This window comes from Pseudomonas sivasensis (assembly GCF_013778505.1).
Lineage (GTDB): Bacteria > Pseudomonadota > Gammaproteobacteria > Pseudomonadales > Pseudomonadaceae > Aquipseudomonas > Aquipseudomonas sivasensis.
This window is the reverse complement of the sequence record NZ_JAAOWU010000002.1, coordinates 67,850-92,699: the sequence shown is the minus strand read 5'-3', so window position 1 is coordinate 92,699 and position 24,850 is coordinate 67,850. Positions and strand designations below refer to the sequence as shown.

The 24,850-nt window shown below is 60.3% G+C and carries 21 protein-coding genes; 14 read left to right on the top strand and 7 right to left on the bottom strand.

Translation table 11 applies throughout. The features are described 5' to 3' along the window. Positions 1 to 197: 197 nt before the first annotated feature. The gene (locus G9Q84_RS03945; RefSeq protein WP_032884510.1) at positions 198 to 644 is read left to right on the top strand and encodes a response regulator; all 447 of its coding nucleotides are present in this window, start codon (positions 198 to 200) and stop codon (positions 642 to 644) included. Positions 645 to 762: 118 nt separating this feature from the next. On the opposite strand, the gene G9Q84_RS03940 is transcribed toward G9Q84_RS03945, so the two are convergent. Further along, the gene (locus tag G9Q84_RS03940; protein ID WP_181642919.1) at positions 763 to 2,940 is read right to left on the bottom strand and encodes a malate synthase G; all 2,178 of its coding nucleotides are present in this window, start codon (positions 2,938 to 2,940) and stop codon (positions 763 to 765) included. A 266-nt stretch (positions 2,941 to 3,206) separates the two neighbouring features. On the opposite strand from G9Q84_RS03940, the gene G9Q84_RS03935 reads away from it, so the two are divergent. Continuing rightward, positions 3,207 to 3,719, top strand: coding sequence for a glycine cleavage system transcriptional repressor (locus tag G9Q84_RS03935; protein ID WP_032883932.1), 513 nt, complete (start codon positions 3,207 to 3,209; stop codon positions 3,717 to 3,719). Between the two features lie 111 nt (positions 3,720 to 3,830). Here the strand turns inward: G9Q84_RS03935 and rarD are convergent, their stop codons facing one another. The 5 genes from rarD to G9Q84_RS03910 all read right to left on the bottom strand — a co-directional run bounded on the left by rarD (position 3,831) and on the right by G9Q84_RS03910 (position 9,531). Continuing rightward, positions 3,831 to 4,715, bottom strand: a complete 885-nt coding sequence (rarD, locus tag G9Q84_RS03930) for an EamA family transporter RarD (protein WP_032883928.1) — start codon at positions 4,713 to 4,715, stop codon at positions 3,831 to 3,833. Between the two features lie 129 nt (positions 4,716 to 4,844). Next, positions 4,845 to 5,819 carry a serine/threonine protein kinase gene (locus G9Q84_RS03925; RefSeq protein WP_032883927.1) on the bottom strand — a complete coding sequence of 325 codons (975 nt, stop codon included), beginning with the start codon at positions 5,817 to 5,819 and terminating at the stop codon, positions 4,845 to 4,847. A 179-nt stretch (positions 5,820 to 5,998) separates the two neighbouring features. Further along, on the bottom strand, positions 5,999 to 7,897 hold the full coding sequence (locus G9Q84_RS03920) for a PhoX family protein (protein WP_181642918.1): 1,899 nt from the start codon (positions 7,895 to 7,897) through the stop codon (positions 5,999 to 6,001). Positions 7,898 to 7,976: 79 nt separating this feature from the next. Next, positions 7,977 to 8,741, bottom strand: a complete 765-nt coding sequence (locus G9Q84_RS03915) for a TOBE domain-containing protein (RefSeq protein ID WP_095185062.1) — start codon at positions 8,739 to 8,741, stop codon at positions 7,977 to 7,979. A 52-nt stretch (positions 8,742 to 8,793) separates the two neighbouring features. After that, entirely contained in the window at positions 8,794 to 9,531 is a 738-nt protein-coding gene (locus G9Q84_RS03910; protein ID WP_095185061.1) for a ComF family protein, read from the bottom strand. A gap of 92 nt (positions 9,532 to 9,623) precedes the next feature. On the opposite strand from G9Q84_RS03910, the gene bioB reads away from it, so the two are divergent. The 10 genes from bioB (at position 9,624) to G9Q84_RS03860 (ending at position 21,918) form a co-directional block, all read left to right on the top strand. Continuing rightward, positions 9,624 to 10,679, top strand: a complete 1,056-nt coding sequence (gene bioB / locus G9Q84_RS03905; protein WP_032883922.1) for a biotin synthase BioB — start codon at positions 9,624 to 9,626, stop codon at positions 10,677 to 10,679. A 143-nt stretch (positions 10,680 to 10,822) separates the two neighbouring features. Beyond that, positions 10,823 to 12,004: an 8-amino-7-oxononanoate synthase gene (gene bioF, locus G9Q84_RS03900; RefSeq protein ID WP_181642917.1), complete on the top strand. Its 1,182-nt coding sequence runs from the start codon at positions 10,823 to 10,825 to the stop codon at positions 12,002 to 12,004. After that, positions 11,997 to 12,728, top strand: coding sequence for an alpha/beta fold hydrolase (locus G9Q84_RS03895; protein ID WP_181642916.1), 732 nt, complete (start codon positions 11,997 to 11,999; stop codon positions 12,726 to 12,728). Before bioF ends, G9Q84_RS03895 begins: the two co-directional genes overlap by 8 nt. After that, positions 12,721 to 13,533, top strand: a complete 813-nt coding sequence (gene bioC, locus G9Q84_RS03890) for a malonyl-ACP O-methyltransferase BioC (RefSeq protein WP_095185059.1) — start codon at positions 12,721 to 12,723, stop codon at positions 13,531 to 13,533. The genes G9Q84_RS03895 and bioC overlap by 8 nt, the downstream gene beginning before the upstream one ends. Then, positions 13,530 to 14,210, top strand: a complete 681-nt coding sequence (gene bioD, locus G9Q84_RS03885; RefSeq protein ID WP_032883918.1) for a dethiobiotin synthase — start codon at positions 13,530 to 13,532, stop codon at positions 14,208 to 14,210. The genes bioC and bioD overlap by 4 nt, the downstream gene beginning before the upstream one ends. 106 nt (positions 14,211 to 14,316) lie before the next feature. Next, positions 14,317 to 14,598 carry a hypothetical protein gene (locus G9Q84_RS03880; RefSeq protein WP_032883917.1) on the top strand — a complete coding sequence of 94 codons (282 nt, stop codon included), beginning with the start codon at positions 14,317 to 14,319 and terminating at the stop codon, positions 14,596 to 14,598. A gap of 263 nt (positions 14,599 to 14,861) precedes the next feature. Beyond that, a complete protein-coding gene (locus G9Q84_RS03875) occupies positions 14,862 to 16,667 on the top strand; it encodes a phenylacyl-CoA dehydrogenase (protein WP_032883916.1) in 1,806 nt (601 codons plus the stop codon). Between the two features lie 200 nt (positions 16,668 to 16,867). Further along, positions 16,868 to 18,157, top strand: coding sequence for a GGDEF domain-containing protein (locus G9Q84_RS03870; protein WP_179179810.1), 1,290 nt, complete (start codon positions 16,868 to 16,870; stop codon positions 18,155 to 18,157). A 90-nt stretch (positions 18,158 to 18,247) separates the two neighbouring features. Further along, a complete protein-coding gene (locus tag G9Q84_RS03865) occupies positions 18,248 to 20,017 on the top strand; it encodes an acyl-CoA dehydrogenase C-terminal domain-containing protein (RefSeq protein WP_095185057.1) in 1,770 nt (589 codons plus the stop codon). Positions 20,018 to 20,139: 122 nt separating this feature from the next. Then, entirely contained in the window at positions 20,140 to 21,918 is a 1,779-nt protein-coding gene (locus G9Q84_RS03860; RefSeq protein ID WP_032883911.1) for an acyl-CoA dehydrogenase C-terminal domain-containing protein, read from the top strand. Between the two features lie 226 nt (positions 21,919 to 22,144). On the opposite strand, the gene G9Q84_RS03855 is transcribed toward G9Q84_RS03860, so the two are convergent. Then, positions 22,145 to 23,044: a LysR family transcriptional regulator gene (locus G9Q84_RS03855; protein WP_032883909.1), complete on the bottom strand. Its 900-nt coding sequence runs from the start codon at positions 23,042 to 23,044 to the stop codon at positions 22,145 to 22,147. A 197-nt stretch (positions 23,045 to 23,241) separates the two neighbouring features. Between G9Q84_RS03855 and G9Q84_RS03850 the strand changes: the two genes are divergently transcribed. Together G9Q84_RS03850 and G9Q84_RS03845 are read left to right on the top strand one after the other, a co-directional pair. Next, a complete protein-coding gene (locus tag G9Q84_RS03850) occupies positions 23,242 to 24,507 on the top strand; it encodes an aspartate aminotransferase family protein (RefSeq protein WP_032883908.1) in 1,266 nt (421 codons plus the stop codon). Between the two features lie 183 nt (positions 24,508 to 24,690). Next, positions 24,691 to 24,849: a YqaE/Pmp3 family membrane protein gene (locus G9Q84_RS03845; protein ID WP_003194776.1), complete on the top strand. Its 159-nt coding sequence runs from the start codon at positions 24,691 to 24,693 to the stop codon at positions 24,847 to 24,849. Position 24,850: the final 1 nt, after the last annotated feature.

Here is a 24,850-nt window from a genome sequence, read left to right as displayed (position 1 = left end):
TACGCGATAGGTGCCCATTGGACGTAAGTCTAGGTCGATGAAAACAGCGTAGAGCTAGGGAAAAACCTTACATGAATATCGTCCAAACCCCGTGGAACACCCACTAGTCAAACTTTCCGACGAAGTGCACATTGATCGCCCTTCCGCAGATGTCTGACGAGTGTGCTGGGAGATTGATGAAAATTGTTGAGAACCGTATGTCCGACCACGATATTTTGAGTGATGCCGAGCGCGAGGCCCTGAGCGCCGTGATGCTGGAGCCTGATTTACCGCCGCAACGCGTGCTGATTGTCGATGACGACAAGGATGCGCGAGAACTGCTGGCGGAGATCCTTGCTCTGGACGGTATTCGCTGCATGACTGCCGAGAGTGGTGAGGCAGCGTGGAATTTGTTGAAATCCAGCAGCTCCATCGGTTTGCTGATCACCGACTTGCGCATGGCACCGAGCAATGGCCTGGAGTTGATCCGCCAAGTGCGCGAATCCACCCGCGCGGCGCTGCCGATCATCATCATGTCGGGGGACGCCGAAGCGCCGGATGTGATCGATGCGATGCATTTGAGTGTGGTGGACTTTTTGCTCAAGCCGATCGACAGCGTGAAGTTAGCCAAACTGGTCAAGCGCGAGTTGGGGATGGCTTCCTGATTTTTGCGGTATCTGCACGGGCTTCATCGGGAGCAAGCCCCGTCCCACAGTTGACCGCGTACATCCACAACACAGCCCCAAAGAAAAAGCCCTGATCTCTCGATCAGGGCTTTTTCATTTACAGGCCGTTTTTAGCCTTGAACTCCCGACGCCGACGGTGCAACACCGGCTCGGTGTAACCGTTGGGTTGCTTGGTTCCTTCAATCACCAACTCCACCGCTGCTTGGAACGCGATGTTGCTGTCGAAGTCCGGGGCCAGTGGGCGATACAGCGCGTCCCCTGCGTTCTGACGGTCCACCACTGGCGCCATGCGCTTGAGGCTTTCCATCACCTGGGCTTCGTTGACGATGCCGTGGCGCAACCAGTTGGCGATGTGCTGGCTGGAAATACGCAGGGTGGCGCGGTCTTCCATCAGGCCCACATCGTTGATGTCCGGCACTTTGGAGCAGCCGACGCCCTGGTCGATCCAGCGGACCACGTAGCCGAGGATGCCCTGGGCGTTGTTGTCCAGCTCGTTGCGGATTTCTTCCTCGGACCAATCGGTGTTGCTGGCCAGGGGGATGGTCAGGATGTCGTCCACCGAGGCGCGCTCGCGCGTGGCCAGTTCGGCTTGGCGGGCGAATACGTCAACCTTGTGATAGTGCAGGGCGTGCAGCGCAGCCGCCGTAGGCGACGGTACCCAGGCGGTGTTGGCACCGGCCAATGGGTGAGCGATTTTCTGTTCGAGCATCGCGGCCATCAGGTCGGGCATCGCCCACATGCCTTTACCGATCTGTGCGCGGCCTTGCAGGCCTGTGCTCAAGCCGATATCGACGTTCCAGTTCTCGTAGGCGCCGATCCATTTTTCGGCCTTCATGGCGGCCTTGCGCACCATCGCGCCCGCTTCCATGGAGGTGTGGATTTCGTCGCCGGTACGGTCCAGGAAGCCGGTGTTAATAAACACCACGCGCTCGCTGGCCGCCTTGATGCAGGCCTTGAGGTTGACCGTGGTGCGGCGCTCCTCGTCCATGATCCCGACCTTGAGGGTGTTGCGCGGCAGGTTCAGCACGTCTTCGATGCGACCGAACAGCTCGTTGGTAAACGCGGCTTCTTCCGGACCGTGCATTTTCGGCTTCACGATGTACACCGAGCCGGTGCGGCTGTTCTTGCGGGTGTTGTTGCCGTTGAGGCTGTGGACCGCCGCCAGGCTGGTGACCAGGCCGTCGAGGATGCCTTCCGGCACTTCATCGCCGTTCTTGTCGAGGATCGCGTCGATGGTCATCAAGTGACCAACGTTGCGCACGAACAACAGCGAACGGCCATGCAACGTCACGTCCTGACCGTCGATGCCGGTGTAGACACGGTCAGGGTTCATGGTACGGGTGAAGGTCTTGCCGCCCTTGGCCACTTCTTCGGCCAGGTCGCCTTTCATCAGGCCGAGCCAGTTGCGGTAGATCACCACTTTGTCGTCGGCATCCACGGCGGCGACGGAGTCTTCGCAGTCCATGATGGTGGTGAGCGCAGCTTCCATCAGTACGTCTTTCACGCCGGCGGCGTCGGTCTGGCCGACCGGGGTGCTGGCGTCGATCTGGATTTCGAAGTGCAGGCCGTTGTGTTTGAGCAGGATCGCAATCGGCTCGGCCGCCGGGCCCTGGAAGCCGATCAGTTGCGCATCGTCACGCAGGCCGCTGTTGCTGCCGCCTTTGAGGCTGACGATCAACGTGCCGTCGCCGATCTTGTAACCGGTGGAATCGACGTGGCTGCCGGCGCTGAGCGGCGCGGCTTCGTCGAGGAAGGCACGGGCGAAGGCAATCACTTTGTCGCCACGCACTTTGTTGTAACCCTTGCCCTTCTCGGCGCCGTCGGCTTCGCTGATGGCGTCGGTGCCATACAGCGCGTCGTACAGCGAACCCCAACGCGCATTAGAGGCGTTGAGGGCGAAACGGGCATTCATTACCGGTACTACCAGCTGTGGGCCGGCCATACGGGCGATTTCGTCATCGACGTTTTGGGTCGAAGCCTGGAAGTCTGCGGCTTCTGGCAGCAGGTATCCGATGTCTTGCAGGAAGGCTTTGTAGGCCACCGGATCGTGAGCCTGGCCGGCATGGGTCTGGTGCCAGGTATCGATGCGCGCCTGGAAATCGTCGCGTTTGGCGAGTAGGGCTTTGTTCTTCGGTGCCAGGTCATGGATGACCTTGTCGGCGCCGGCCCAGAACTGGTCGGCAGTGATGCCGGTACCGGGAATGGCTTCGTTGTTCACGAAGTCGAACAGGACTTTGGCGACCTGCAGGCCACCGACTTGAACGTGTTCAGTCATTGCTTGCCTCACTCTGCGGAGCTTATGCGCTTTTTCAGATTTTCATTATGTAGTGCACGGTTGGGCATACTACATGATGACTTGCGGTTGTGAAAATTAGACTAAATACGTCGTTTAGCGACCCACTTTGGTCGTACGGTCACAGCGGAGAACAGGATGTTCTCAAAAAACTATTAGATTGTTCCAGATAAATATAAAAATGGTACACGATTTGTTTTCGTGGGCCCCCGGGTCCACCTTGTAGATTGAATTCAGAGGGCTTCGCCATGGACCATCTTGTACTCACAATTATCGCCGCCGACAAACCCGGCCTGGTCGAGCGCATCGCGCAGAACATTGCCGCCCACGGTGGCAACTGGCTGGAAAGCCGCATGGCCCATATGGCCGGGCAGTTTGCCGGGATCCTGCGGGTCAGCGTACCTACGGAAAGCCGTCAGGCGTTATTGGGGGCGCTGGAGGACTTATCCACACACGGCATTCGCGTGTTGGTGGGTGAGGGAAGCACTGGGCAGGCCTCGGCGTCCAAACCAATTGTGATGACATTGGTGGGCAATGACCGTTCGGGCATCGTGCGTGAGATCACGGCGTTATTGAGTCAGCAGGGCGTGAACCTGGAGCGCTTGAGCACGGATGTGCGCCCGGCCCCTATGAGTGGCGACCCGCTGTTCACAGCTGAAGCGTTGTTGCAGGTGCCACCATCGTTGTCCCTGGAGAGCTTGCAGCAATCCCTGGAAACCTTGGCCGATGACTTGATGGTGGAGCTGCGTAACGAGGAATAATTTGTCCACAAGGTTATGCATGGAAATCTTGCATGGGCCTGTGGATAACCTTGGGGTGAATGCCTGCAAGCCATGCGGGCTGTGGCTTGCAGGATGCTGTACGTTATTTGATCAGCGTTTGCGCACGGTCAGCCAGGCGTCCACGCTGTAGACCACCAACCCAGCCCAGATAAAGGCGAAGGCAATCAGCGTGCTTGGCGCCAGGTGTTCGCCGAACAGCAGTACGGCTTCGAGCAACACCAGGGTCGGCGCGACGTACTGCAAGAAACCCAGCGCGGTGTACGGCAAATGCCGTGCGGCGGCGTTGAAGCACACCAGCGGGATGAGCGTTACCGGACCCGCGGCCACCAGCCACCAGGCTTCGGACGTACTCCAGAACGCCAGTTGCGCACTGTGGGCGGAGGGGTTGAACAGCAGCCACGCGACGGCAATTGGCACCAGCATCCAGGTTTCCACCACCAGCCCTGGTAGCGCCTTGACCGGTGCCTGTTTGCGGATCAGGCCGTAGAACCCAAAGGTCAGCGCCAGCACCAACGACACCCACGGCAAACTGCCCACTTGCCACACCTGTTGCGCCACGCCCACTGCGGCCAGGCCCACGGCAGCCCATTGCAGGCGACGCAAGCGTTCGCCGAGAAGCAACATGCCCAGCAGTACATTCACCAACGGGTTGATGTAGTAACCCAGGCTGGCTTCCAGCATGCGGCCACTGTTCACCGACCACACATACGTCAGCCAGTTACCGGCAATCAACGAACCGCTGAGGGCAAGGATCGCCAGGCGCTGGGGGTTGTCGCGCAGCTCGCGGAACCAACCGGGATGCTTCCACACCATCAACAGCAAGCCGCCGAACAACGCCGACCACAGCACACGGTGAACGATGATCTCGGCGGCGGGTACGCTGGCGATGGCTTTGAAGTAGAGCGGGAACAAGCCCCAGATGACATAGGCGCTCAGGCCCAGGATGTACCCCTTGCGGGGGTTGGCGGCGTGCATTGCAGAATCCTTGCTTAGGCAGCTAACAAAGCGCGATTGTAAGGATATTTGTCAGGCAATGGGACTGGCTTGGTAATGCGGTCTGCTTTGTGTAGGAGGGTGCAAGCCCCCTCCCACGTTCACAAGCAATCAGAAGAGTTTGAGCGGCTCTTCATTGAGCGCCGAAAGCTGCTCGCGCAGTGCCAGCACCTGATCACCCCAATAACGCTCGCTGCCGAACCACGGGAAGCTGTGGGGGAAGGCGGGATCGTCCCAACGCCGCGCAAGCCAAGCGCTGTAGTGCATCAGGCGCAGGGCGCGCAGCGGTTCGATGAGTGCCAATTCCCGCGGGTCGAAATCGTGGAACTCTTGATAGCCGTCCATCAACTCGGACAGTTGGCCCAGGCATTCCTGACGGTCGCCAGCGAGCATCATCCACAGGTCTTGCACTGCCGGTCCCATACGGCAGTCATCCAGGTCGACGATATGGAACATCTCGTCGCGGCACATCATGTTGCCGGGGTGGCAATCGCCGTGCATGCGGATGTTCTTGTGCGGTGTGGCCTTGTAGACCTCTTCCACACGCTTGAGCAGGTCGCGGGCAACGGACTCGTAGGCCGGCAGCAGGCTTTTGGGAATGAAATTGCCTTCGAGCAGCGTGTTGAGTGAATCGTGACCGAAGTTCTTCACGCCCAGGGCTTCACGGTGTTCGAACGGGCGGGTCGAACCCACCGCGTGCAAACGGCCGAGCAGTTGCCCGAGTCGATACAGTTGATCAAGGTTGCCGGGCTCTGGCGCACGGCCGCCACGGCGAGGGAACAAGGTGAAGCGGAAACCGGCGTGTTCGAACAGGCTCTCGCCGTTGTGGATCAATGGCGCGACTACTGGCACTTCGCAGTCGGCCAGCTCGAAGGTGAAGCGGTGTTCTTCAAGGATCGCGTCGTTGGTCCAGCGTTGAGGGCGATAGAACTTGGCGATCAGCGGTTCACCGTCTTCGATACCCACCTGATACACGCGGTTTTCGTAGCTGTTGAGCGCCAGAACACGAGCATCGCTGAGGAAACCGATGCTTTCGACGGCGTCGAGCACGAGGTCAGGGGTGAGGGTTTCAAACGGATGGGCCATGGGAACTCCTGCGGGCAGCAGGGCGCCGCTTCCGGCCGGGTATGGTAACGCACCAAGCCTGAGATAGGGGGCGCCTGTGCCATTGTCATCGGGGGCAAGTGCCCTCCCACAGGTGACCGCGTTTATCCTGTAGGAATGCGGTCTGATGTGGGAGGACGCTTGCCCTCGATAGCGGCCTATCAGGCGCCGACAATCCCTCCATCATCTCGCCGAATCGCTATCACCGACGAACGCGGCTTGCCATTCGGCAGATGCTCCGGCCAAGTCGAGCCGCCGGTTTCCCCCGGATGCTGAATCCCCACAAACAACGTTTTCTGATCTGGTGAGAAGCTGATACCCGTCACTTCACACGCCACCGGCCCGACCATGAAGCGGCGGATTTCTCCGGTGACTGGGTCGGCGCAGAGCATCTGGTTGTTGCCCATCCCGGCAAAGTCGCCCGCGTTGCTGTAATCGCCATCGGTGAGGATCCACAGGCGTCCGGCCTTGTCGAAGCCCAGACCGTCGGGGCTGTTGAACATGTTCTGCGGGTTGATGTTGGACGATCCGCCCTTGGGCTTGCCCGCGTGCACCCCGGGGTTGCCGGCGACCACAAACAAATCCCAGCTGAAATCGGCCGCACCGTGGTCATCGGCATTGGCTTTCCAGCGCAGGATCTGGCCGTAGACGTTCTTTTCCCGTGGGTTGGGGCCGCCTACCGGTTGGCCGTCTTCGCCGCGCTTGGCGTTGTTGGTCAGGGTGCAGTAAACCTGGCCATCGGTGGGGCTGACCACGATCCATTCCGGGCGGTCCATGCGCGTGGCTTTGACCACACTGGCGGCCAGGCGCGCGTGGATCAGCACTTCTGCCTGGTTGGCGAAACCGCTGCTGGCATCGATACCGTTTTTTCCATGGGTCAACTCGACCCACTGGCCTTTGCCCTTTGGATGGTCGGCATCGCCGTTGCCCGCGTCGAAGATCGCCACGTACAAGGTGCCGTGGTCGAGCAAGTCTTTGTTGGCCTTGGGGTTCTTGTGGTTGATCTTGTCGCGGCTGACGAACTTGTAGATGAACTCACCGCGCTCGTCGTCGCCCATGTAAACCACCGCGCGGCCGTCGCGGGTTTCAGCGAGGGCGGCGTTTTCGTGCTTGAAGCGGCCCAAAGCCGTGCGTTTGGCCGGGGTGGATTGCGGGTCGAATGGGTCGATTTCCACCACCCAACCATGACGATTGAGTTCGTTGGGGTTCTTGGCCAAGTCGAAGCGTGGGTCGTGCTGGTGCCAGTTGATGTCTTTACTGGCGGCCACCACGCCGTAGCGTTTCTGTGCGGTGTCGAAAGTTTGTTGTGGGTTGCTGCTGCCGAAGCAGTCGGTGAAGTTCTCTTCACACGTCAGATAAGTGCCCCAGGGTGTCTTGCCGTTGGCGCAGTTCTGGAAGGTACCGAGGGCTTTCTTGCCGGATTTGTCGGCGCTGGTTTTCAGCCAGTCGTGGCCAGCAGCGGGGCCGCTCAGGCGGATTGGCGAGTTGCCGTGGATACGGCGGTTGTAACGCGAGTCCTGGACGAACTGCCAGGTGTCACCCTTGCGCCGCACTTCAATTACCGACACGCCTTCGCTGGCCTGGGCCTTGTGCACATCTTCCGCCGATTGCGGCGCGCCGCCGTGGGCGTAGAGATAGCGGTAATTGGTGTATTCGTTGTTGATCGCCATCAGCGCGCGGTTGTCGTCGCCGGGGAAGGCGAACAGGCTCATGCCATCGTTGTTGTCGCCGAATTGTTGTTCCTGGGCCTTGGCCGTGCCGTTGCCGGAAGGGTCGAAAGCCGGCGCGCTCTTGTGCAGCGGTTGGCCCCAACTGATCAGCACCGAGGCGCTGTAGCCCGGCGGCAAGGTGATGGTGTCGCTGGTGGCGGCAGCGATGCTGGCAAACCCCAGCAGCGGGCTGGCGGACGCGGCGTTCACGGCCAGGGCGCTGCGGCTCAGGAGGTTGCCGCCCAGGAACATCGCGGCACCGCACAGGGCGCCGGCGCCGATGAAGCGGCGGCGGGTGAGGCCAACCATCTGTTCAAGGTCGGTGGCTTGGTTTTCTTCTAATAGGCTCATCTCAGGCTCCCTGCGGTTTTTGCAGACACCATAAGGAGCGGGTGTGACGAAGTTGTTGCAGTTTGAAGAACTCTGCGGCTCAGACCGGTGTGCCGAGCAGCACATGACTGGGGGCAAATTGCACTTGGATCGCCTGGCCTTCGGCGGCGTCCAGGGCGATGAGTACGTCGGGCTGCGCCAGGGCGCATAAAACCTGGCCATTGGGCAGGGCGATACGCACTTCGCTGGGACCGTCCTCGGCGTGGAGAATGGCGTCTAGTGTCCCGCTCATACAATTGTGTCCGAGTGTTACGGCGCCATCCGGTGCCAGCAATTCCAGCCAGCCAGCCTTGATCAGCGCGACGACTTCCACGCCGATCTCCAGCTCCAGCCGTTGTGTGCTGTCGTGGGTGATTTGCGCGGCGAGGGTCAATCCACCCGCGAGTTGCAAATGAATCAGGTCGTTGCGGCCATGGCTTTCAATTCTGATGACCAGGCCATGCAACTGATTGCGCGCGCTGGTTCGTAGCATCAGACGGCCCAGCAGATTGAAGTCACTGGCGGCTTCGTCCGAGCCCAGCACCTCAGCCTGCAAGGCTTGCAGGCGTTGATAGAGGCGCAATACCCGTTCCCCTTCAGCCGTGAGCCTGGCGCCGCCGCCGCCTTTGCCGCCGACGCTGCGTTCTACCAGCGGTTTTTGCGCGAGGTTGTTCAGTTCATCAATGGCATCCCAAGCGGCCTTGTAGCTCAAGCCAGCACTCTTGGCGGCGCGGGTGATGGAGCCCTGTTCGGCGATATGCCCCAGCAGGGCGATGCGTTGGGGGCGGCGGACGATATGTTGGCTCAGTAAAGTCGGAAGAGACATGGGCATACGCTGTGTTGGGATGAGCGGACGTTGCGGCTGTGAGGCATGAGAGTCAAGTGCCGGGCTTGGGTGTGCGGGCCAAGCAGTACACGTCCACCTGTCGCGCGCCGGCGTTGATCAACAGCCGCGCCAGGCTGTGGGCGGTGGCGCCGGTGGTGAGCACGTCGTCCACCAGCGCCAGGTGGCGGCCTTGTACAAGGGCGTCAGGGGTCAGGGCGAAGGCGTTGAGCAGGTTGCGTTTGCGCGCCTTGGCGTCGAGGGTCTGTTGCGCCATGGTTTCATGGGGGCGTAATAACAGGTGTTCATCGTAGGGGATATTCAGGTCGGCACTGAGCCAGCGCGCCAGCATCAGCGCCTGGTTATAACCACGCTCGCGCAAGCGCTGGCGGGCCATGGGTACCGGCAGCAGAACGTCTGGGCGGGTGAGTTCGTTGTTGTCGAAGCGATCCCGCAGGTGTTGCCCCAGCAAGTGCCCCAGTAGATGCCCGAGGGGCCAGCGCGCCTGGTGCTTGAAGCGACTGATCAAGGTGTCCACGGGAAAGCTGTAGGTCCAGGGGGCGATTACTTGTTTAAAGGCGGGGGGGTGTTTCACGCATTGGCCGCAGATCAAACCGTCCATCGCCAAAGGTAGCGCGCAGGTCTGGCAGTGCTCCATCAGCCAGGGCAGCTCGGTTTCGCAGACGTTGCACACACAATCGTCTGTTTCTGTGGCCTCATCGCAGATTAAACAGGTGCGTATGTTTTTTAACCAGATGTAAACTTCGTGTTTGTATCTTGGTTGACAGTGCATGAATCTTCCTTAAATATGCCGAGCATCCGTGTCGCGCCTGTGGGTATTGCCCTTCCCGCAGCGTTTGCCAAAGCATAATCAAGGAATCGCCCATGAGCGCCAGCATCACCGCCACCTTGCGTCACGATTGGTCCCTGGCTGAAGTCAAAGCACTGTTTGTGCAGCCGTTCAATGACCTGTTGTTCCAGGCGCAGACCGTACACCGTGCGCATTTCGACGCGAACCGTGTGCAGGTGTCGACCCTGCTGTCGATCAAAACCGGCGCCTGTCCGGAAGATTGCAAATATTGTCCGCAGTCGGGCCACTACAACACTGGCCTGGAAAAAGAAAAGCTGATGGAAGTGCAGAAGGTCCTCGAAGAGGCTGCCCGCGCCAAGGCCATCGGTTCGACGCGCTTCTGCATGGGCGCCGCCTGGAAACACCCGTCGGCCAAAGACATGCCGTACGTGCTGCAGATGGTCAAAGGCGTGAAGGCCATGGGCCTGGAAACCTGCATGACCCTCGGCCGTCTTGACCAGGACCAGACCGAAGCCCTGGCCCAGGCCGGCCTCGACTACTACAACCACAACCTGGACACCTCGCCGGAGTTCTACGGCAGCATCATCACTACCCGCACCTACAGCGAGCGCCTGCAAACCCTGGCCTATGTACGTGATTCGGGGATGAAGATCTGTTCCGGCGGCATCCTCGGCATGGGCGAGTCCCTCGACGACCGTGCCAACCTGCTGATCCAGTTGGCCAACCTGCCGGAGCATCCGGAGTCGGTGCCGATCAACATGCTGGTGAAAGTGGCCGGTACGCCGCTGGAAAACGCCGAAGACATCGACCCGTTCGACTTCATCCGGATGCTCGCCGTGGCGCGCATCCTGATGCCTCAGTCCCATGTGCGGCTGTCCGCCGGCCGTGAAGCCATGAACGAGCAGATGCAGGCCCTGGCGTTTTTCGCCGGCGCCAACTCGATTTTCTACGGCGACAAACTGCTGACCACCGCCAACCCGCAGGCCGACAAGGACATGCAACTGTTCTCGCGCCTGGGCATCCTGCCGGAAGCCCGTGAAGAGCACGCCGATGAAGTGCATCAAGCGGCGATTGAGCAGGCGTTGGTCGAGCAGAAGAGCAGCGAGCAGTTCTACAACGCTGTCGTCTGATTGAAATGAAAGGCCAATGTGGGAGGGGGCTTGCCCCCGATTAGGGAGTGTCAGTCGATAAATAAAGTGACTGGCCCACCGCTATCAAGGGCAAGCCTCCTCCTACAATTTGATCGAGTTAATCCTGCTAGTCCGAGGCCTGCATGTCTTTTGATCTATCCGCGCGCCTCGCTGCCCGCCGTGCCGAACACCTTTACCGTCAGCGGCCACTGCTGCAGAGCCCCCAAGGCCCTGAAGTGGTGGTCGACGGCCAACCGTTGCTCGCCTTCTGCAATAACGACTACCTGGGCCTGGCCAATCATCCTCAAGTGATCGAAGCCTGGCGTGCCGGTGCGTCCCGTTGGGGCGTGGGCGGTGGCGCATCGCATTTGGTGGTCGGGCACGCCACGCCGCACCATGAACTGGAAGAGGCCCTGGCTGACCTGACCGGTCGCCCCCGTGCGCTGCTTTTTACCACGGGCTACATGGCCAATATGGGCGCAGTCACGGCGCTGGTGGGGCAGGGCGATACGGTGCTGCAAGACCGTCTCAATCACGCGTCCTTGCTGGATGCGGGCTTGCTGTCCGGTGCGCGGTTCAATCGCTACTTGCATAACGACGCCGCCAGCCTGGCCAAGCGCCTGGAGAAAGCCACCGGTAATACGTTGGTGGTCACCGATGGCGTGTTCAGCATGGACGGCGATTTGGCCGACTTGCCCGCGCTGGCCCGTGAGGCCAAGGCCAAAGGCGCCTGGCTGATGGTGGACGACGCCCATGGTTTCGGCCCGTTGGGGGCCAACGGCGCAGGGATCGTCGAGCATTTTGGCTTGAGTCAGGAAGACGTGCCGGTACTGGTCGGCACCCTGGGCAAAGCCTTCGGCACCGCCGGCGCGTTTGTGGCTGGCAGTGAAGAATTGATCGAAAGCCTGATCCAGTTCGCCCGGCCGTATATCTACACCACCAGCCAACCACCCGCGTTGGCCTGCGCCACGTTGAAAAGCCTGGAGCTGCTGCGCACCGAACATTGGCGGCGTGAACACCTCAATGGCCTGATCCGCCAGTTCCGGCAGGGCGCCGAGCAGCTCGGCCTGGACTTGATGCACAGCTTTACGCCGATCCAACCGATCCTGATTGGCGACAGCGCCAGAGCCGTGCGTTTGTCCCAGATGCTGCGCGAGCGCGGCTTGATGGTCACCGCGATCCGACCACCAACGGTACCCGTCGGCAGCGCCCGTTTGCGCGTGACATTGACGGCGGCCCACAGCGAGGCGCAGGTGCAGCTATTGTTAAACGCATTGGAAGAGTGTTTCCGCTTGCTAGGCGCCCTGGAGCCCGACCATGCGTGATCGACTGATATTGCTGCCCGGCTGGGGCCTCGGCGTATCGCCGCTGGAACCTTTGGCCGCCGCATTGCAAGGGCTGGACGAACATTTGCACGTACAGATCGAGCCGTTGCCGGTGCTGGACTCCAGCGATCTCGGCGAATGGCTGGATGAACTCGACGCCACATTGCCGGATAACGCCTGGCTCGGCGGCTGGTCCCTGGGCGGCATGCTGGCCTCGGAATTGGCGGCGCGACGTGGCGAACGCTGCTGCGGGTTGCTGACCCTGGCGAGCAATCCATGTTTTGTCGCCCACGAGGGTTGGCCGAGAGCGATGCCTGCGCAGACGTTCGATTCCTTCCTCGCCGGCTGCCACGCCGATTCCCAGGTCACCCTCAAGCGCTTCGGATTGTTGTGCGCCAAAGGTGCCGAAGACCCTCGCGGGCTGGCGCGTTTGTTGGTCAGCGGCGCGCCGCAGACGCTGTCCGGCGCGTTGATGACCGGTCTTGAACTGCTTGCGCAATTGGACACCCGCGAAGCCTTGCTGGCCTATCGCGGCCCGCAGTTGCATCTGTTTGCCGGTATGGACGGGTTGGTGCCTGCCGAAGCCGCCAGCGACCTGCTGACGCTGCTCCCCGATGTTGAAATCGGTCTGATTGAACAGGCCGGTCACGCTTTTCTTCTGGAGGATCCCCACGGAGTAGCGGGGGCCATCCAGGCTTTTTTGCATGAGTGCGTTGATGACTGATTTATCCCACCCCCCTCTGCCGGGTGCCTTGCCGGACAAGCGCCAAGTAGCGGCGTCATTTTCCCGTGCGGCGGCCAGTTACGACAGCGTCGCCGAGCTGCAGCGAGCGGTGGGGCATGAACTGCTGTCGCGCCTGCCGTCAGCGTGCGCGCCACGACGTTGGCTGGATATGGGATGCGGCACTGGGTATTTCAGTCGCGTGCTGGGTGAGTTATTGCCGACCAGCGAGGGCGTGGCGCTGGATATCGCTGAGGGCATGCTCAACCATGCGCGGCCTTTAGGCGGCGCGGCGCATTTCATCGCGGGAGATGCCGAGCGTTTGCCCGTGCACGATGCAAGCTGCGGGCTTATCTTCTCCAGCCTTGCGGTGCAATGGTGTGCCAACTTCGATGCAGTGCTCAGCGAGGCCCATCGCGTGCTGCAACCGGGCGGGGTATTGGCCTTTGCCAGTTTGTGTGTGGGTACATTGGATGAGCTGCGCGAAAGCTGGCGCGCCGCCGATGGCCTGGTGCACGTCAATCGCTTCCGTACCTTCGAGGCTTACCAACAACTGTGTGCGGCCAGCGGCCTGCGTGTGGTCAGCCTGGAGCGCCAGCCCCATGTGCTGCATTACCCGGATGTACGCAGTCTGACCCATGAATTGAAGGCTCTTGGTGCACACAATCTCAACCCCGGACGCCCCGGAGGGCTGACGGGCCGCGCGCGAATTGTTGCACTGGTCGAGGCTTATGAGCGATTCCGCCAGTCCCAAGGCCTGCCGGCGACTTATCAAGTGGTGTACGCCGTACTGGAGAAACCTCTATGAACGCCGCTTATTTCATTACGGGCACCGACACCGATGTCGGTAAGACCACCATCGCCGCCGGCCTCCTGCATGCAGCCGGCCAAGCCGGCAAAAGCACCGCCGCTGGTAAACCTGTCGCCTCCGGTTGCGCAGTAACCCCCGAGGGCCTGCGCAATGCCGATGCATTGGCGCTGCTGGCCGAATGTTCATTGCCGTTGAGTTATGCCGAGGTCAATCCGGTGGCTTTCGAGCCCGCCATCGCCCCGCACTTGGCAGCAAGGGAGGCAGGGGTTTCGCTGACGGTGCAATCGCTGCTCAAGCCCATGCAGCAGATTCTGGCGCGGCAAGCGGATTTCACCTTGATCGAGGGCGCAGGTGGCTGGCGCGTGCCGTTGGCTGACCAGGCCAATCTGTCGGACCTGGCCATCGGGCTCAAACTGCCGGTGATCTTGGTGGTAGGCGTGCGCCTGGGCTGTATCAGCCATGCTTTGCTCACCGCCGAAGCCATCGCAAGGGATGGTCTGTCGCTGGCGGGCTGGGTGGCGAACATCATCGACCCCAAGACCTCCCGTCTGGAAGAAAACCTCGCCACCCTGGCCGAACGGCTACCTGCTCCGTGCCTGGGTCGAGTGCCGAAACTCAAGCACGCCAGCGCCGAAGCCGTGGCGCAATACTTACAGTTGGACTTGCTTGACTGATTTTGGCTATCGCTAAGGCATTATGCCATTAGTGTTTTTGACGGGCGTTTTGCCAGGTTCTCTGCTTCAATCAGCATTCACGATTCTCTAAAGGCAGGCTTACGCCATGGAAATCTCTGGAAGCAGCGCGTTTTATTCGGGCCTGAACACCATTCAGTCCGGGCAGAGCCGTGTCGACCAGGCCGCTGGCAAGATCGCCAGCGCAGCCACCAGCCAACCTTCCGATGCCCAGAATGATCGCTTGCAGGCGATCAACCGTGGCCAGCCGACCGATTCCGCCAGCAATATGGTGGAACTGGCAGAAGGCAAGTTTCAGGTGGAGCTAGGCGTCAAGGTCGCCAAGGCTTCCGACGAAATGCTCGGCACCTTGATCGACACCTACGCCTGATCTGCTGGCGCTCGAAATGTGAGAGGGGCTCGTCCCCCTCCCACATTTGTCCTGTTTTATTCTGATCCCTCTCTACACTCTCCCCGATGTGGCATCTCGCCTCAGGCCTTGTTGCGCCTGGGTTGACGTGCGTCATGACAGACGGCATCTGCCCGACGCTTGACATCCCCAGGTCGTAAACGTATGTTTCAAACACCTGTTTGACCGCCACAACAAATCCACGCGGTTGTTCATTCCAGCTACATCAGCAGAGGTTTATCGCTATGCCTGACTACAAGGCCCCCTTGCGTGATATTCGCTTCGTTCGTGACGAACTGCTCGGTTATGAAGCGCACTATCAGAGTCTGCCGGCTTGCCAGGACGCTACTCCGGACATGGTTGACGCCATCCTTGAAGAAGGCGCCAAGTTCTGTGAACAAGTGCTGGCACCGTTGAACCGCGTGGGCGACATCGAAGGGTGCACCTGGAGTGAGTCAGGCGTTAAGACGCCGACGGGTTTCAAAGAAGCCTACAAGCAATTCGTCGAAGGCGGCTGGCCTAGCCTGGCCCACGACGTGGAGCACGGCGGCCAAGGCCTGCCGGAATCCCTGGGTCTGGCCGTGAGCGAAATGGTCGGCGAAGCCAACTGGTCGTGGGGCATGTACCCAGGCCTGTCCCATGGTGCGATGAACACCATCTCCGAGCACGGCACCCCCGAGCAGCAAGAGGCCTACCTGACCAAGCTGGTATCGGGCGAATGGACCGGCACCATGTGCCTGACCGAGCCACACTGCGGCACCGACCTGGGCATGCTGCGCACCAAGGCCGAGCCTCAGGCCGACGGCTCCTACAAAGTCTCCGGTACCAAGATCTTCATCTCGGCCGGTGAACACGACATGGCCGACAACATCGTCCACATCGTATTGGCCCGCCTGCCGGACGCACCGGCCGGCACTAAAGGCATCTCGCTGTTTATCGTGCCCAAGTTCATGCCTAACGCCGACGGTTCGGTGGGTGAGCGCAACGCGGTGACCTGTGGTTCCCTGGAACACAAGATGGGTATCCACGGCAACGCCACCTGCGTGATGAACTTCGACGCGGCCACCGGTTTCCTGATCGGCCCGGCGAACAAAGGCCTGAACTGCATGTTCACCTTTATGAACACCGCTCGCCTGGGCACTGCGCTGCAAGGCCTGGCCCATGCCGAGATCGGCTTCCAGGGCGGCCTGAAATACGCCCGCGATCGCCTGCAAATGCGCTCCCTCACCGGCCCGAAAGCACCGGACAAGGCCGCTGACCCGATCATCGTGCACCCAGACGTGCGCCGCATGTTGCTGACCATGAAAGCCTTCGCCGAAGGCAATCGCGCAATGGTGTACTTCACGGCCAAGCAAGTGGATATCGTCAAGTACGGCACCGATGACGAAGCCAAGAAACAGGCCGATGGCCTGCTGGCTTTCATGACGCCAATCGCCAAGGCCTTCATGACCGAAGTCGGTTTTGAATCGGCCAACCATGGCGTGCAGATCTACGGCGGTCACGGCTTCATCGCCGAGTGGGGCATGGAGCAGAACGTGCGCGACAGCCGCATTTCGATGCTGTACGAAGGCACCACCGGTATCCAGGCGCTGGACCTGCTCGGCCGTAAAGTGCTTATGACTCAAGGCGAGGCGCTCAAGGGCTTCACCAAGATCGTGCACAAGTTCTGCCAGGCCAATGAAGGTAACGCGGCCGTTCAGGAGTTCGTTACACCGCTGGCTGCACTGAACAAAGAGTGGGGCGAGTTGACCATGAAGGTCGGCATGGCCGCGATGAAAGACCGTGAGGAAGTCGGTGCCGCTTCGGTGGATTACCTGATGTATTCCGGTTACGCCTGCCTGGCTTACTTCTGGGCCGACATGGCACGCCTGGCGGCCGAAAAACTGGCTGCCGGCACGACCGAAGAGGCGTTCTATACCGCCAAGTTGCAGACTGCGCGCTTCTACTTCCAACGCATTCTGCCGCGTACTTTGGCGCACAAAGCCACCATGCTGTCGGGCGCCAACAACCTGATGGACATGAAAGAGGAAGACTTCGGCCTGGCTTACTAAGCCTCACCGGGTTTGCCTGAACCGCCGCTTCCCTCGGAAGCGGCGGTTTTTTATGGGCGATAAAAAACACAGCGCAGCGCTCAGGGATTGTCGCCGCCTGCCGTTACAGTGATGGCAATGTGATACGTGACAGGCAGGGTGTGCTTAACTGTCCGCGCTAAGGCACATAGCCATCATTTTTGCGGGTCGGAGTTCTACCCTTGTCACGCGTGTCCGCTGTTCGTTTCAGTCATTTCCTCCCTTCGTTGCTGCTCTTGCTGGCCGGGCTCTCGGCTGCGTACGTCAAGGACCTCAACGTCTTCTTCACGTCACTGTTCAATGTGTTGCCAACCTTGGTGCTGTTGCTCGGCGGTTCGTACTGCGCTGTGTATCGGCGCCAGCGTGAGCTGTTTTTGATGATCACGGTGTACATCGCCTACTTCCTGCTCGATACCCAGACCGATTTCTATCGCGACAACGGCCGCGTGCGCGAAGACGCTGCCGTGGTGTTTCATCTGTGTTGCCTGCTGTTGCCGCTGCTGTTCAGCATCTACGCGCTGTGGCAGGAGAAAACCCATCTGTTCCGCGACTTCGTGGCCCGTTGCGCTGTGGTACTGGCGATAGGCAGCGTGGCGCTGGCCCTGGAGCAAAGTTATCCCCAAGCGGTGTTGAACTGGCTGGCGGAGATTCGCTGGCCGGCGCTGCACGGGACCTGGATGAGCCTGATCCAGTTGTCGTATCCGATGTTCCTGATCGGTTTTCTCACCCTCGCCGCCCAATACTGGTACCAGCCGCGCCCGCTGCACGCGGCGCAATTGGTGGGATTGCTGGGGCTGTTCTGGATGCTGCCGAAAACTTTCATCCTGCCGTTCACCCTGAACATCATGTGCAGCCAGGTGATGTTGATGATCGCGGCCGGCGTGGCCCATGAGGCCTATCAAATGGCGTTCCGCGATGAGCTGACCGGCCTGCCGGGACGCCGCGCCCTCAACGAGCGCATGCAGCGGCTGGGGCGCAACTATGTGTTGGCGATGACCGACGTCGACCACTTCAAACGGTTCAATGACACCCATGGTCACGATGTGGGTGACCAAGTGCTGCGCCTAGTGGCGAGCAAGTTGTCCAAGGTCAATGGCGGTGGACGCGCCTACCGCTACGGCGGTGAAGAGTTCGCCGTGGTGTTTGCCGGCAAAACCCTGGATGAGTGCATGCCGCACCTAGAGGAAATCCGCGAAATTATCGCCAACTATGACATTAAGCTGCGCAACTCGGACCGTCCCCAGGATGATCAACAAGGCCGTCAGCGCCGGGCGGGCAGCGGCGCGACGAGTGTGTCGGTGACGGTCAGTATCGGCGTGGCCGAACGCCAGGCCGAGCAGCGCAGCTCCGAAGAAGTCCTCAAGTCCGCCGACCAGGCGCTGTATGCGGCCAAGGGCGCCGGGCGTAACTGCGTGATCGCCGCCGGGCAGACGCGCCGTGGCGCGGTGCGTATGGACAGCGCTGCCGGTTAAGTAATGGCGGTGTATTCAGCGGTTCTACAGTGATTGTTTGCGACGCTGGCCAGCAGTAGGTTGAGACCATCTGCTGCCGGAGACATGACCATGCCTGAGTACAAAGCTCCCCTGCGCGACATGCGCTTTCTGATCGACAACGTATTTGATTTCCACGGTCACTACGCCACGCTGGGCGCAACCGACGCCAGCCCGGACATGGTCAGCGCTATCCTCGAAGAGGGCGCCAAATTCTGCGAGAACGTGCTCTCGCCACTCAACCGCAGCGGTGATGAAGAGGGCTGCCATTTCGACAATGGCGTCGTGACCACGCCCAAGGGCTTCAAGGAAGCCTTCGCCCAATACGTCGAAGGCGGTTGGCACGGTGTGGCGTCGGATCCGGCCTACGGCGGCCAGGGCTTGCCGCAATCGTTGGGCCTGGTGCTCAGCGAGATGATCGGCTCCAGCAACACCTCATGGGGCATGTATCCGGGCCTGACTCACGGCGCGATGTCGGCGATCCACGCCCACGGGACGGAAGAGCAGAAGGCCACGTTCCTGGGCAAACTCACCGCAGGCGAATGGACCGGCACCATGTGCCTCACCGAAGCCCATTGCGGCACCGACCTGGGCCTGATCAAGACCCGCGCCGTGCCCCAGGCCGATGGCAGCTATGCGATCACCGGCAGCAAGATCTTCATCTCGGCCGGTGAGCACGACATGAGCGCCAACATCATCCACCTGGTGTTGGCCAAACTGCCGGATGCACCCGCGGGCACCAAAGGTATCTCGCTGTTTATCGTGCCCAAGTTCCACGCTGACTCCGGCGAACGCAACGCGGTGCACTGCGGCTCCATCGAGCACAAGATGGGCATCAAGGCCTCGGCCACCTGCGTGCTGAACTTCGACGGCGCCAAGGGCTTTTTGATTGGAGAGGCCAATAAAGGCCTCAATTGCATGTTCACCATGATGAACCACGCGCGGCTGGGTACCGGCATGCAGGGCCTGTGCAACGGCGAGGCGAGCTTCCAGGGCGCGATCAAATACGCCAACGACCGCCTGCAAATGCGCTCCCTGACTGGCGCCAAGGCGCCGAACAAAGCCGCCGACCCGATCATCGTGCACCCCGATGTGCGTCGTATGCTGCTGACCATGAAAGCCTTCAACGAAGGCAATCGCGCGCTGACCTACTTCACCGCGCAATTACTCGACACTGCACACCTGAGCAGCGACGCCGCTCAACGCCAGGAAGCCGAAGACCTGCTGGCGTTCCTCACGCCGATCTGCAAAGCCTTTATGACCGACACCGGGCTGGAAGTGACCAACCACGGCATGCAGGTATTTGGCGGCCATGGCTATATCCGCGAATGGGGCATGGAGCAGTTGGCTCGCGATGCGCGGATTGCGCCGATCTATGAAGGCACCAACGGCATTCAGGCACTCGACCTGCTGGGGCGCAAGGTGCTGGGCAGCCAGGGCAAGTTGCTGCGCGGGTTTACCAAGATTGTGCATAAGTTCTGCGCCGCGAATGCCGAACATCCGCAGTTCAAGGCCTATGTGGCGCAGCTCAATCAGTTGAACCAGGAGTGGGGCGAGTTGACCACCCAGGTCGGCATGGCCGCGATGAAAAATCCCGACGAAGTGGGCGCCGCTGCCGTGGATTACTTGATGTACAGCGGTTACATCGTCCTTGCCTACCTGTGGCTGCGCATGGCGATTGCGGCGCAGGCCCATGACGATGTCGAGTTTGCCAAGGCCAAGCTGGCCACGTGCGAGTTCTACTTCAAGCGTCTGCTGCCGCGTACCACAACCCACCGCGCCGCTGTGCAAGCGGGCAGCGAATGCCTGATGAGTCTGCCAGCGGAGGCATTTGCACTGTAGTGACTTAAAAATACCAATCAGTCACAAGTGGACCCTATGTGTCTGAAAAGTTGTTCGGGTACACTCGGAGCCTGTAAAACCGATCCTATCGAATCACTTTTCCCGTTCTCACGAGGTTTGCCATGGCTGATTACAAAGCGCCGCTGCGTGATATGCGCTTCGTCCTCAACGAAGTTTTTGAGGTCGCCAATACATGGGCCCAATTGCCGGCATTGGCAGACAGCGTTGACGCCGAAACTGTCGAGGCGATCCTCGAGGAAGCCGGCAAAGTCACCGCCAAATCCATCGCCCCGCTGAGTCGCGGTGGCGATGAGCAAGGCTGCCGCTGGGACAACACGGCGGTGTTTACCCCGGACGGTTATCCACAGGCCTACAAAACCTACGCTGAAGGCGGCTGGGTCGGTGTCGGCGGCGATCCGGTGTTTGGCGGTATGGGCATGCCCAAGGCGGTGTCGGCCCAGGTTGAAGAGATGATCAACTCGTCGAGCCTGGCGTTTGGCCTGTATCCGATGTTGACGTCTGGCGCGTGCGTATCGATCAACACCCATGCCAGCGAAGAGCTCAAGGCTGCCTACCTGCCGAAGATGTATTCCGGTGAATGGGCCGGTTCCATGTGCCTGACCGAGGCCCATGCCGGCACAGACTTGGGGATTATCCGGACCAAGGCCGAGCCTCAGACGGACGGCTCCTACAAAATCAGCGGGACCAAGATCTTTATCACCGGTGGCGAGCACGACCTCACCGAAAACATTATCCATCTGGTCTTGGCCAAGCTGCCGGATGCGCCGGCCGGGCCTAAGGGGATCTCGCTGTTCCTGGTGCCCAAGTTCATGGTCAATGCCGACGGCAGCCTCGGCGCGCGCAACCTGGTGAGCTGTGGTTCCATTGAACACAAGATGGGTATCCAGGCGTCCGCTACTTGCGTGATGAACTTCGACGAAGCCGTGGGTTACCTGGTGGGCGAGCCTAACCGTGGGCTTGCGGCGATGTTCACCATGATGAACTACGAGCGTCTGGGTGTGGGTATCCAGGGTCTCGCATCCGGCGAGCGTTCCTATCAGAACGCGATTGAGTATGCGCGTGATCGTCTGCAAAGCCGCTCACCGACAGGCGCTCAGGCGAAAGACAAAGCCGCTGACCCGATCATCGTCCATCCGGACGTGCGCCGCATGCTGCTGACCATGAAAGCTGCGAACGAAGGCGGCCGCGCGTTCTCCACCTACGTGGCAACGCAGCTGGATATCGCAAAGTTCAGCGAAGACGCCGCAGCCCGTGAGCGTGCGGATAACCTGGTGGCATTGCTGACGCCGGTGGCCAAAGCGTTCCTCAGCGACCTGGGCCTGGAAACCACCGTGCTCGGCCAGCAGGTGTTTGGTGGCCACGGCTACATCCGCGAGTGGGGCCAAGAGCAACTAGTGCGTGATGTGCGCATCACCCAGATCTACGAAGGCACCAACGGCATTCAGGCCCTGGACTTGATGGGGCGCAAGATCGTGGGCAGCGGCGGGGCGTTCTACACCTTGTTTGCCGACGAGATCCGCCAGTTCATTGCTCACTCGAACGCCGACCTGGCTGAGTTCACCAAACCGCTGAGTGCGGCGGTGGACAACCTCGATGAGTTGACGGCCTGGGTGCTGGATCGCGCCAAGACCAACCCGAACGAAATCGGTGCGGCCTCAGTGGAGTATTTGCATGCGTTTGGATACATGGCCTACGCCTACATGTGGGCGCGTATGGCCAAGGCCGCATTGGGCAAAGAGGCTGAAGAAGACTTCTACGCCAGCAAGCTGGGGACCGCGCGCTTCTACTTTGCGCGCCTGCTGCCGCGTATTCACTCGCTGAGTGCGTCGGTAAAGGCCGGTAGCGAATCACTGTTTTTGATGGATGAGGCACTGTTTTAAGGGGGGCGAGGGCGTGTAAGCATTCTCTTACATGACGTGCTGCTATTCGTCCTCTATCGCCAAATTGGATCCACGGATAATCTACTTCACATGGACGTCGCGCAGGAAGCGCAAAGAAACAACACGGACACGTAGGATTCTGCCAGGACGGCGGAGTGAAATGGATGTCAGGGAAACAGTCTGCAAAGCCCCGCTTCGGCGGGGTTTTCTTTTGCCCGCGAAAAAGTCAGGCCGGCGCCTGCGGGGCATTCATCACGTCTTCAAGCAAGGTGCGCAGCAGCGCCACTGTTGCTTGCTGGCGCTGCACGTCACGGCACACCAAGCCTACTTTCAGCGGCACCCTCGGTTCACTCAAGGGTTTCCACAGCAGCATCTGGCTGTTGTGTTCGTCCTGGGAGCGCCCCGGCAGCACCGTTGCCAGTTTGGTATGGGGCAGGCTGTCGAGAATCCCCACCATGGTGTTGAGCTCAGCCTGGACTTGTGGCCGTCGCCCAAGGTTGGCGAGTTGGCCCTGCCAGATCTGCCTGATTTGAAACTCTTCCCCCAGCAACAACATCGGCAACTCGGCCGCCTGTTTCAGCGAGACTTTCTTGAATTCGCGCAGGGGATGATCGTCCGGAATGACCACTTTCAACTCATCTTCATACAGCAGCACGCCATGTAATCCCGGCTGACGGGGTGGCAGGTAACTGATGCCGATGTCCAGCGAACCATTGAGCAGCCGCCGTTCAATCTCAAGCCCGGTCAATTCGTAAATCTGCACCACCAGATGCGGCTGGGCCTTGCGTACGCGCTCAAGCATCTGCGGCACCAGGCTGGTGTGCACGGTTTGCAGCACGCCGATAGCCAAGGTGCGCAGGGCCTGGCCCTTGAAGTTGCGCAGCGCTTCGACGGCTTGCTGCATGCCATCTATCAACGGCAACGCGTGGTTGTACAGCGTGTGAGCGGCCAGGGTTGGCAGTAGACGTTTGCTGCTACGCTCGAACAAGCTCACATCCAGGTTCTGCTCCAGTTGGCGAATCTGTTGCGACAAAGCTGGTTGGGAAATCGACAGACGTTCGGCGGCACGGCCTACATGGCCCTCTTCATACACCGCGACGAAATAACGCAGTTGCTTGAAATCCATAAGTCTTTCTTATCGAAAAAGCTGAAAAATCGAAATGGCTGTTAGCCCTTTAGGCGCCTAGTCTAGCGCCTATTCGCAGGGCTTACAGGGCCAGATCAGGCAATGAACAATGTTTGTGTTGATAGCGTTTACATAGGCAATTCAAAAAATTCACAGGCAGTCTTCGCGACTTGCTCGGTTGCTATCGGGGGGGATCTGTGAACTTGTTCTCTATTCGCCGCCCCGCGCCTAGCCTGGACGATTTGGTCTTGGATACGCAGCACGATGATCCGTCCAGCGAATCCTTGATGCCCACGGTGGCGAGGCCGCCGCAAGTCTTCGTGCGTGGCCAAGGTTCCTGGTTGTGGGACAGCGACGACCGCGCTTACCTGGACTTCAGCCAAGGCAATGGCGCCAATAGCCTCGGCCATAGCCCCCAGGTGTTGATCAAAGCGCTGAGTGACCAGACCCAAGCGTTGATCAACCCCGGCGTGGGTCTGCATAACCGTGCCCAACTCAACCTCGTCGACCGTTTGTGTCACCGTACCGGCAGCGACCAGGCTTATCTGCTCAACAGTGGCGCGGAAGCCTGTGAAGCGGCGATCAAGCTGGCGCGCAAATGGGGTCAGCTGCATCGTGGTGGCGCGTACCGCATCATCAGTGCCAGCAACGGTTGCCATGGCCGCAGTTTCGCGGCGCTGGCTGCATCGGCCGGTACTTTGGAAAACCGTTTCGAACCGCAATTGCCTGGTTTCAGCCATGTGCCTTTCAACGACCTGCCGGCGCTGCACGCTGCTGTCGATGCTCAAACCGTAGCCATCATGCTCGAACCGATCCAGGGTGCCGGCGTAACCCCTGCGACGGAGCGCTACCTCAAGGGCGTTGAGCGCTTGTGCCGTGAACTGGGGATCCTGCTGATCCTTGACGAAGTGCAGACAGGCCTCGGTCGTTACGGCACGTTGCTGGCCGAACAACAGTACGGTGTACGCGCCGACATCATCACCCTTGGCAAAGGTCTGGGCGGCGGCGTGCCCCTGGCGGCGCTGCTGGCACGTGGCAAGGCGTGTTGTTTCGAAGTAGGTGAATTGGAAGGCACTCATCACGGCAATGCGTTGATGGCGTCAGCCGGCGCGGCGGTGCTCGATACGGTGCTGGAGCATGGCTTTCTTGAGCATGTGCGCGAGTCCGGCCTTTATCTTGGCGAAGGCCTCACCCGTCTGGCCTATCGCTACGACCACGGCCAACTGCGCGGCCAGGGCCTGATGTGGGGGCTGACGTTGTCGGATGATTCTGCCGATGCCGTAGTAAGCGCCGCACTGCAAGAAGGCCTGATCCTCAACGCCCCGCAACCTGACTGCCTACGCTTCACGCCAGCGCTGACGGTGAGCAAAAGCAACATTGACGAAATGCTCCTGCGCCTTGCTCGCGCGTTCTCCCGCGTGCGTACCGCACAGCTGCAATGCCGCAAGGGCATCGCTGTTTAACCCCATTTTTCTGAACCGTCTCGCGGTATACGCGGCGCCTCCAGCCTGATTCTTTTGGCTGGGGGCGTTTTTTTTGCCTGCTCGTTACAGGATGGCTCAATGCCAGAATTCACTGAACCCTCACGAATGGCAAAGGTCGATTAGCTACACGGCTCGCACGAGCCGATTTTTTGGAGCTGACCCATGGACATCATTCGTATCATCATCGCCATTCTGCTGCCGCCACTGGGTGTGTTTCTGCAAGTGGGCTTCGGCGGCGCGTTCTGGCTGAATATTCTGCTGACGTTGTGCGGTTACTTCCCTGGGATCATCCACGCGGTGTACATCATCGCCAAGCGCTGAG